Genomic DNA, 9,407 nt, shown 5'->3' on the forward strand with positions numbered 1-9,407 from the left:
CCGAAAGATTGTCGGGAACTTTTCAACTTTTGCTTGACGATCGACAAAAGTAGTTCTAGCTTGATCTGTGAGCGGTGTCACTGAAAGCGGACGCCGGCCACCACGCTCCAGCTACTACAAAGAGGTAAGCAACTTGTCGAGCCAAGCACAGGCATCACCGGCCCTCCTGGGCGTCGGCATTCTGGGCGCCGGACCAGTTACCCAGGCCATCCACCTGCCGTCGCTTGCACGGTTGGGGAACATCCTGGAAGTCCGCCACATCATGGACGTCGACCCCGCAGTGGCAGCATCGGTGGCAGGCAGGGTAGGAGCACGCTTCAGCACCAGCATGGAGGAACTCCTCGCAGACACCGCCGTGGACATCGTGGCCATCTGCAGCCCGCACCAGTTCCACGCAGCCCAGGTCATCGCGGCCTGCCGGGCGGGCAAGAAGGCCGTCCTGTGCGAAAAGCCGTTTGCCATGAACGGCGAAGAGGCCGCCGCAATCTCCGCTGTATCAGCCGAGACCGGCGTCCCCATCATCGTCGGAGCCATGCACACCTTCGATCCCGGCTGGCTCGCGGCGGAAGGTGCCTGGGGCGACCTGCCGGAACAGGTGCACACCGTCCGGTCCTCCATCGTCCTTCCGCCGAACCCTCGCTTCGAAGACTTTGCCACGGAGATCGTGGGCCGCGTGTCCCTGCCGTCCAGTGACCCGACCGACCCGGAAGTCATCAAGGCCATGCTCACAGGCGGGGTGATGGGCCTGGCCATCCACGACCTTCCGCTGGTCCGCCGCTTCACCCCGGACTTCGCTGACGTGGAGGTCCTGCATGCTGAAATCGTCCGGCCTTTCGGCTACGTCATCTCCCTGCGGGCCGGAAACGTAACCATCGAGCTCCGTGCAGCCATGAACGCCACGTGGGAGCCCGCCTGGGAGTTTGAGGCCATCGGCGACGACGCGGCCCTGAAAATCGACTTCACCCCGTCCTACGTCCAGGCCGGCTCGGCAACCGCCCGGATCCGGACGGCCGGGCGCACCACGGTCCTTGGCCCCTTCGGCCACAACGGCTACGAGGGCGAGTGGCGAAAACTGGCCGAACTGGCCGGCGGCACCGGCCAGCCCCCGTCCGCCGAGACCCTGATCCATGACCTTGAGTTTGCACTGGCAATCGCCGAAGCGGCCGCAGGCCAGGTAGATACAGGCCGGGTTGATACAGGCCGGGTTGATGCTGGCAGCGCCGCCAGCGGGACAACAGAAGACCAGGAGGTCAACGCATGACCACGCAGCTGTCCGTGTATGCGGATCCGCAGGCTGAAGCAGCAGGTGCGGTGTCCGCCGTCGTCGCTTCCCTGCCCTTGTCCTTTGCCCCCGCCGGCCCCGCCGCCCCGGCAGCTTCAGTGCCGGCAGCTTCCGCGCCGGACATCACCGCGGTCTCGGGCCATGCGGGCTGGACCGAACGGGCGGCCGCCGCGGTCCGCAAGGGAGCCAAGGGCATTGTGGTGTCCGGGCCGGTGGCTGAAGATCCCGCCGCACTGATCGGTGTCGCCGAAGCCGCCGGCTCCGTGGTGGTGCTCGACCAGCCGTGGGCCGGCAACCTGGCGCTGGCCGGCTCCCGCGAGAACGTGCACGGCGTCATCGCCGCTGCCCTCGAGGATGCCGTCCTGCTCGACTCGGTTGCCATCGGGGTACCCGGAACGGACCCCCGGGACCTGCTGACGGAACAGTTCTCCGTGCTGGTCCAATGCGGGATAGCGGTGCAGAACGTGCGGATGGTACAGCGCAACGCAAACGGCTACACGGTTGCCGGAGTCCTGGCCAGCGGCGCACCGGTCGCTTTGCAGGGCATCCTCACCTCCGCGCTGCCGGCCACCGCCAGTGTCTCGATCCTCACCTCAACCGGCCGTGCCGACGTCGTGCTGCCGGACCCCGCAGCGGCGTGGCCGGCCGTGGTCCGGGCAGTCACCAAAGAAGGAGCAACGGCGCTTCCCACCCTGTACGAATCGTCCCACCGGACCAGCTGGTCGAGGGTCCACTCGCATCTTTCGTCCGGGATCCCGGCCACCGACCTGGTCCAGTTCTCCACTGTCTTGTCCCTCGTCAGCCAACTCACCAGCTAGACAGCCTTACCGAACCACCAGCAGTTCCCGCTCTTCCAGTCAGCATCCACTCATTGTCGAGAAGGGCCCGGGCATTCAGTCACTCCGGGCCCTGAAAGGAAAAAATCGTGTCTACCAAACCCTCCATCGCATCTTCCGCCTTCTCCCGGAGGGGGTTCCTGGGCTTCGCTGCCGCCGCGGCCTCCGTTCCCCTCCTCGCCGCCTGTGGCGGCGGTTCAGCTTCGCAGGGCGGAGGCGGCGGAGCCGGCGGAACCATCAAGTTCTGGGACATGCCGTGGGCCACCCCCGCCTACAACGACGCCGCCAAGAAGATCGCCGAGGGCTTCTCCGGAGCCAACAGCAAGGCCAGCTACCAGATCATCCAGTGGAACAACTTCTACCAGACGTTCTCCTCGGCGATCGCGTCCAAGACCGGCCCCGCGGTGTCCACCGGCGGCGGCTTCCAGGCCTTCCAGTTCGAGAAGCAGGGCCAGATTGCCTACGCGGACAAGGTCATCGAGACGCTGAAGAAGAACGGCCAGTTCGACGACTTCCTGCCGGGTGTGCTGGACCCGTTCAAGTCAGACAAGGGGTACGTAGCCGTTCCGTGGCAGCTGGACATGCGGGTGTTCTGGTACCGCAAGTCGCTGTTCGAGAAGGCCAACGTGGCCCTTCCGACCGACTGGCCGTCCCTCCTCGAAGCCGGCAAGGCACTCAAGAAGGTCGGCGCGTTCGGCTTCACCACCGGTGCCGGGTCAGGAAACAACTACGCCAACCACTCCATGATCATGATGATGGTCAACAACGGCGGCGGTGTCTTCACCAAGGACGGCGAACTTGACCTGATGAACGACCGCAACGTCGAAGCCATGGAATTCGTCCTGGAACTGGTGTCCAACGGAATCGTCGATCCCGCTGCCGTCAGCTACACCACCGACAACATGTCCGCCCAGTGGAAGGACGGCAAGGCCGGATACGGCCTGTTCCAGGCCAATGTCCCGCAGCGCGTCGGCGACACCTCCGGTGATCTGCTCGTCGCGGACCCCATCACAGGCCCGCACGGGGACAAGGCAACCATCGTTTTCCCGAACAACATCATGATGTACACGAACACCCCGTCGCAGGAGGCCTCCGAGGCGTTCCTGGTCTACTACCTGGGCCAGCTCAAGGAACTGTGGCGCCAGAAGCTCATGTCCGCCCTTCCGGTCTTCAAGTCCATCACCGAGCTGCCCGAGTTTGCCTCGGACCCCAACAACGTCAAGATCGTCAAGGATTGGCAGCCCATCGCCAAGACCTTCGCTTCCCAGGGCAACACGCTGAACGCGAACCTCGCAGCCCTCGACGGCGGCCAGGCGCTGAACCAGTTCACACAGACAATCATTACTGGCAAGTCTGATGCCAAGACCGCGCTGCAAACTTTCCAGTCCGCCCTCGAATCGGTCCTGAAAAAGTAGAGCGGCCCGTCCATGACAACCACCACAGCGCAGTCCGGACTTAGCCGGGCCCGCAAGGGAATCGCTCCCGGCGGGACCGGGAGCGGCAACCGCAAGAGCAAGCTGTCCGCTCAAACCACCAGGACCTTCTTCTGGCTCCTGCTCCCGTCCGTGGTCCTGCTGGTCCTGATCCACGGTTATCCCCTTATCTACGCGGCAGTCCAGGCCACGCATGACGGAGACCTCCTGCAAACTGGAGACTTCGTCGCAGGCGATAACTTCGCCAAGGTCCTGTCCTCCCCGGCATTCTGGAAAGCGGCGCAATTCACCCTGATGTTCACCATCGTGGGTGTCTTCGGATCGTGGCTGGTCGGCCTTGGACTCGCTCTCCTCCTGCGGACGAAGATCCCCGCCGGCGGCACCTTCAAGGTCCTCCTCCTGCTGCCCTGGGTGGTGCCGATCGTGGTGTCGTCCACCGCATGGAACTGGCTGGTGGCAACCCCGGACAGCCTGATTCCGTCCCTGTTCCGCAATCTGGGGCTTGGCACTCCGCTGTTCCTCGCCGATCCCAACCTCGCGGCCATCACCGTCATGGTGTTCAAGGTCTGGGTCAGCTTCCCGTTCATGATGATGATGATCTCGGCAGCCCTCGCCTCTGTGGACAGCACCGTCTACGAAGCGGCCAGCATGGACGGCGCCACGCGCTGGCAGCAGTTCAGCCAGATCACGCTTCCCTTGATCGCCCGGTCCACGTATATCTCCTGGATCTTGATGACCATCTTCTGCGTCAATGACTTCCCCACCATCTACCTGCTGACAGGCGGCGGCCCGGTCAACGCCACCACCTCGTTGGTGGTCCTGGCCTACCGTACGGTCTTCCAGGACTTCGCCACCGGACCCGGCGTGGCCATCGCCTTCCTCATGACCATGACCCTGGTTGTCATCTCCGTTCTTCTGTACCGCCAGATCCGAAAGTCGAGCGTCGAATAATGAGCGCAGTAGTCCACGCCCATCCCCAGTCCGGGCCCGTCCTCGGCGTCGCCGGACCGGCCAAGAACAAGCGCGTCCTCTCCGAAGCGGGCGATCGCGGCCGCTGGTGGCGGTTCACCGCCATCCTGATCATCACTGCGATAGTCCTCGTGCCGATCATGGTCACGGTGGTGCTCGCCTTCACCCCCGGGCCCACCAGCACCGCCACCGGCCTGACCTTCGAGAACCTCAGCAACGTCTTCTCGAAGACCCTTGCCGCCACCTGGCTGCAGAACAGCCTGATCACCACCCTGTCCACAGTGTTGGTATCAGTAGCCGTGGCCGCACCCGCCGGCTATGTCCTTTCCCGTGGCCGGTCCAAAGCAGTCTCCGGCTACTCCCTGCTCCTGTTCGTCATGCAGTCCCTGCCGATCATCACCTCAGTGGTGCCGCTGTTCATCCTCTTCGCAGCCATGGGACTGGTGGACAACCTGCTGGGCATCACCATCATTTATGTCGGCTCCACCATGACCGTCGCGACGTGGATGATGGCTGCCTACTTCGACTCCATTCCCATCAGCCTGGAGGAAGCCTCCTGGATCGATGGCTGCTCCGTCTTCGGATCGTTCACCAAGGTGGTACTCCGCAACTCGCTTCCCGGCATCCTCTCCACCGCGATCTTCGCCTTCCTGCTGGCCTGGAACGACTACCTCGTAGCCATCGTGTTCCTGCGCTCCAACGAGATCTTCACCCTCCCCATGGGCGTGCAGTCCTTCTTCCAGCAGAACGCCACCGACTGGACCTCAGTCATGGCACTCGCCGTGGTCATGATGCTTCCGCCCATCATCGTCTTCGCCACCCTGAACAAGTACTTCAGCGTCGGCGGCATCGGCGGATCCCTCGCCGGCCGCTAGGTCCAGGCCCTCCCCCAGAACCGCACTTCCGAAAAGAAAACTCCCGCAAAGGAACCATCATGTCTTACTCGCTTCAGCTGTACACCCTGCGCAATGCCATCCAGGAAGACCTGCCCGGCACCATCAGGAAGGTAGCTGAGATCGGCTTCACCCAGGTTGAGCCGTACAACTTCGTGGCCACGTCAGCCGAACTCGGTGCCGCGCTCAAGGAGAACGGCCTCACCGCACCGTCCGGCCACGCACCCCTGCTCAGCCAGGACCAGGACGAAATCTTTGCAGCTGCCAGGGAACTGGGCATCAGCACCGTCATCGATCCGTACCTGCCGGCCGAGCACTGGCAGAAGGCCGAGGACATCCAGGCCACCGCCGCAAAGCTCAACGCTGCAGCCAAGAAAGGCGCCGAATACGGCATCCGCGTCGGATACCACAACCACGCCTGGGAGCTGGAGTCCATCATCGACGGCCGTACGGCACTGGAATACTTCGCTGACCTCCTGGACCCCGAACTGGTCCTGGAAGTGGACACGTACTGGGTTGCCGTCGGCGGCCAGGATCCCGTGGACATCCTCGCCAAACTCGGCGACCGGGTGAAGTTCATCCACATCAAGGACGGCCCGGCCACCACCGACACCAAGGCCCAGCAGCCCGCCGGCCAGGGCAAGATCGCCGTGTGGGACGTCATCGGGGCCGCCAAGTCCCTCGAAGTGGGCGTCGTGGAGTTCGACGACTACTCCGGCGACATCTTCGACGGCATCGCCCAGTCCCTGGCGTTCCTGAACACCGAAGCAAACACCGAAGCAAGTGAAGGAGCACGGGCATGAGCACCCCCTCCACGAAGCGAGGTCCGGTGGGCGTCGCCGTCATCGGCGCCGGCAACATCAGCAAGCAGTACCTGGACAACCTGACCACCTTCCCGGACCTCAAGGTCCACGTCATCGCCGACCTGTTCGAGGATGCCGCGGCCGCCCGGGCAAAGGAATACGGGATCGCCGAATCCGGCGGGGTGGACGCGGCACTGAACCATCCCGACGTCGAAATCATCGTCAACCTGACCATCCCGGCGGCGCACGTGGAGGTGGCAACGGCCGCCGTCAACGCAGGCAAGCACGTGTGGACCGAAAAGCCGTTCTCGCTGGACCGCGAATCGGGGCTGGGGCTGCTCAAAGCAGCCGACGCTGCGGGGCTGCGGCTCGGCTGCGCCCCGGACACGTTCCTCGGCGCGGGGCTGCAGACCGCCCGGCGGCTGATTGAACGCGGCGACATCGGCACCCCGCTGACCGCGATGACCACGTTCCAGACCCCGGGACCGGAATCCTGGCACCCGAATCCGGCGTTCCTCTTCCAGTACGGCGCCGGCCCCCTGTTCGACATGGGCCCCTACTACCTCACCGCGCTGGTCCAGACCTTCGGGTCCGTGCGCCGCGTGGCGGCCATCGGTTCCAAAGCCAAGGAAGTCCGCGTCATCGGGTCCGGACCCAAGCTGGGCGAGGAGTTCACCGTGGAGGTCCCCACCCACGTGTCCGCGATGGCCCAGTTCGAGGGCGGCCAGTCCTCGCACAGCGTTTTTTCGTTCGAGTCACCCCGCCAGCGGATGGGCTTCGTGGAGATCACCGGCACGGAAGCCACCATCTCCCTCCCGGACCCGAACTATTTCGACGGCGACGTGCGGCTCTGGCGCGCGGGCGACGAGGAGTGGACCGTCGTCCCCGCAACGGGACCGTCCAACGGCCGCGGCATGGGCGTGCTGGACATGGCCCGCTCCATCCGGGCCGGGGTTCCGCACCGCGCCACGGGCAACCTGGCCTACCACGTGCTGGACACCATGGTCTCGATTTCCGAATCCGTTGAGTCCGGCGCCTTTGTCAACGTCGAAAGCTCCGCGCCCGCGTCCCCTGCCCTCCCCGAGGACTGGGACCCCACCGCTTCCACCCTCTAGGAACCAGGCAATGAACTCCCCCGAAAGCACGGACGGCACCAATCCCGACAACCCACCGCTGGGTGTGGCGATGATCGGCTACGCGTTTATGGGCAAGGCCCACTCGAACGCCTGGCGGAACGTCGCGTCCTACTTCGACGTCCCGGCCTTCGAGCAGAAAGTGCTCGTGGGCCGGGACGCCGGGCAGGTCGCGGCCGCGGCCGAGAAATACGGCTGGGCGGAAACAGCGACCGACTGGCGCTCGGTCCTGGAGCGGGACGACATTCACATCGTGGACATCTGCGCCCCGGGCTGGATGCACGCCGAGATCGCCGTTGCGGCGCTGGAGGCCGGCAAGCACGTCCTGGTCGAGAAGCCCCTGGCCAACACCCTGGCCGAGGCTGAAGCCATGGCGGATGCCGCCCGGTCCGCCCGGGAACGCGGTGTGCAGTCCATGATCGGCTTCAACTACCGCCGTGTCCCGGCCCTGGCCCTCGCGAAAGAGCTCATCGCCGAAGGCCGGCTCGGTACCGTCCGGCACGTCCGCGCCGCGTACCTGCAGGACTGGCTGGTGGACCCGGACTCCCCGATGACGTGGCGGCTGAACAAGGAAACCGCCGGGTCCGGCGCGCTGGGCGACATCGCCTCGCACGCCATCGACCAGGTCATGTTCCTGCTCGGCGGCACCGTCACGGAGGTTTCGGGCCGGCTGCACACCTTCGTGAACAGCCGCCCGGGGGCGGACGGCCCCGAAGAGGTAACGGTCGACGACGCCGCCTGGGCCACGCTGACCCTGGACTCCGGGACCATCGCCTCAGTGGAGGTCTCCCGCATGGCGACGGGCCAGAAGAACTCCCTGAAGCTGGAAATCTACGGGGACAAGGGCTCCCTCCTGTTCGACCTGGAAACCATCAACGAACTCGGTTTCCTGGACGCCACCCTCCCGGTCCGCGAACAGGGGTTCCGCCGCATCCTGGTCAACGAACCCGAGCACCCGTACATGGCCGCCTGGTGGCCGCAGGGGCACGTGATCGGCTGGGAGCACACCTTCACGCACGAAATCCGCGACTTCCTTGCCGCAATCGACGGCGGCACGGCGCCCTCGCCGTCGTTCGATGAGGGCCTGGCCGTGCAGCGGGTGCTGGCCGCCATCGAAGAATCCGCAAACGCCAAGTCCTCCATCATCCAGCTCACTGCTTCCCCCGTCCCCGCCATTGAAGGAGCCTGACATGCCCCGCCCGTACACCCTGTTCACCGGCCAGTGGGCCGACCTCCCCTTCGAGGAAGTCGCGCGCCTTGCCTCAGGCTGGGGCTACGACGGCCTCGAAATCGCCGTCTCCGGGGACCACCTGGACGCCTGGCGCTGGGACGAACCCGGCTACGTCGAAGCCAAACTCGCAGTCCTGGAGAAGTACAACCTGAAGGTCTGGGCCATCTCCAACCACCTCAAGGGCCAGGCCGTCTGCGATGACCCGATCGACTTCCGCCACGAAGCCATCGTCGGGTCCAAGGTCTGGGGCGACGGGGACCCCGAGGGCGTCCGCCAGCGCGCCGCCGAGGAAATGAAACACACCGCCCGCCTCGCCAAAGCACTCGGCGTGGACACGGTCGTCGGGTTCACCGGCTCCTCCATCTGGCAGTACGTCGCCATGTTCCCGCCGGTGCCGGAGAAAGTCATCGAGGCCGGCTACCAGGACTTCGCGGACCGCTGGAACCCCATCCTGGACGTCTTCGACGAATGCGGGGTCCGCTTCGCCCACGAAGTCCACCCGTCCGAAATCGCCTACGACTACTGGACCACCGTCCGCACCCTCGAAGCGATCGGCCACCGTCCGGCGTTCGGGCTGAACTGGGACCCGTCCCACTTCATGTGGCAGGGCATCGACCCCGTTTCCTTCATCTGGGACTTCAAGGACCGGATCTACCACGTGGACTGCAAGGACACCAAGCTCCGCCCCACCGGCCGGAACACCGTCATGGGCTCCCACCTGCCCTGGGGCGACCCGCGCCGCGGCTGGGACTTCGTCTCCGCCGGACGCGGCGACGTGCCCTGGGAATCGTCCTTCCGCGCCCTCACCGCCATCGGCTACAACGGCC

At 65.2% G+C, this 9,407-nt stretch carries 9 protein-coding genes; all 9 read left to right on the forward strand.

The annotated features are described in order from the left end of the window. Positions 1 to 133: 133 nt before the first annotated feature. Complete coding sequence (locus BS38_RS25075; protein ID WP_043438505.1) at positions 134 to 1,261, forward strand: Gfo/Idh/MocA family protein; 1,128 nt, start codon at positions 134 to 136, stop codon at positions 1,259 to 1,261. Continuing rightward, positions 1,258 to 2,100 carry a hypothetical protein gene (locus BS38_RS0112625; protein ID WP_028271135.1) on the forward strand — a complete coding sequence of 281 codons (843 nt, stop codon included), beginning with the start codon at positions 1,258 to 1,260 and terminating at the stop codon, positions 2,098 to 2,100. The genes BS38_RS25075 and BS38_RS0112625 overlap by 4 nt, the downstream gene beginning before the upstream one ends. A gap of 107 nt (positions 2,101 to 2,207) precedes the next feature. Further along, positions 2,208 to 3,533, forward strand: coding sequence for an ABC transporter substrate-binding protein (locus tag BS38_RS0112630; protein WP_028271136.1), 1,326 nt, complete (start codon positions 2,208 to 2,210; stop codon positions 3,531 to 3,533). 12 nt (positions 3,534 to 3,545) lie between these two features. Beyond that, positions 3,546 to 4,502: a carbohydrate ABC transporter permease gene (locus tag BS38_RS0112635; protein WP_028271137.1), complete on the forward strand. Its 957-nt coding sequence runs from the start codon at positions 3,546 to 3,548 to the stop codon at positions 4,500 to 4,502. After that, complete coding sequence (locus tag BS38_RS0112640) at positions 4,502 to 5,395, forward strand: carbohydrate ABC transporter permease (protein WP_028271138.1); 894 nt, start codon at positions 4,502 to 4,504, stop codon at positions 5,393 to 5,395. Before BS38_RS0112635 ends, BS38_RS0112640 begins: the two co-directional genes overlap by 1 nt. Positions 5,396 to 5,454: 59 nt before the next feature. Next, on the forward strand, positions 5,455 to 6,216 hold the full coding sequence (locus tag BS38_RS0112645; protein WP_028271139.1) for a sugar phosphate isomerase/epimerase family protein: 762 nt from the start codon (positions 5,455 to 5,457) through the stop codon (positions 6,214 to 6,216). Further along, positions 6,213 to 7,331 carry a Gfo/Idh/MocA family protein gene (locus BS38_RS0112650; RefSeq protein WP_028271140.1) on the forward strand — a complete coding sequence of 373 codons (1,119 nt, stop codon included), beginning with the start codon at positions 6,213 to 6,215 and terminating at the stop codon, positions 7,329 to 7,331. The genes BS38_RS0112645 and BS38_RS0112650 overlap by 4 nt, the downstream gene beginning before the upstream one ends. A 10-nt stretch (positions 7,332 to 7,341) precedes the next feature. Further along, positions 7,342 to 8,538, forward strand: a complete 1,197-nt coding sequence (locus BS38_RS0112655) for a Gfo/Idh/MocA family protein (RefSeq protein WP_028271141.1) — start codon at positions 7,342 to 7,344, stop codon at positions 8,536 to 8,538. Between the two features lies 1 nt (position 8,539). Continuing rightward, positions 8,540 to 9,407, forward strand: an 868-nt coding sequence (locus BS38_RS0112660; protein ID WP_028271142.1) for a sugar phosphate isomerase/epimerase family protein, incomplete at its 3' end; no start/stop codon positions are given.

The sequence above is a fragment of the Arthrobacter sp. UNC362MFTsu5.1 genome, assembly GCF_000685965.1.
Classification (GTDB): Bacteria; Actinomycetota; Actinomycetes; order Actinomycetales; family Micrococcaceae; genus Arthrobacter.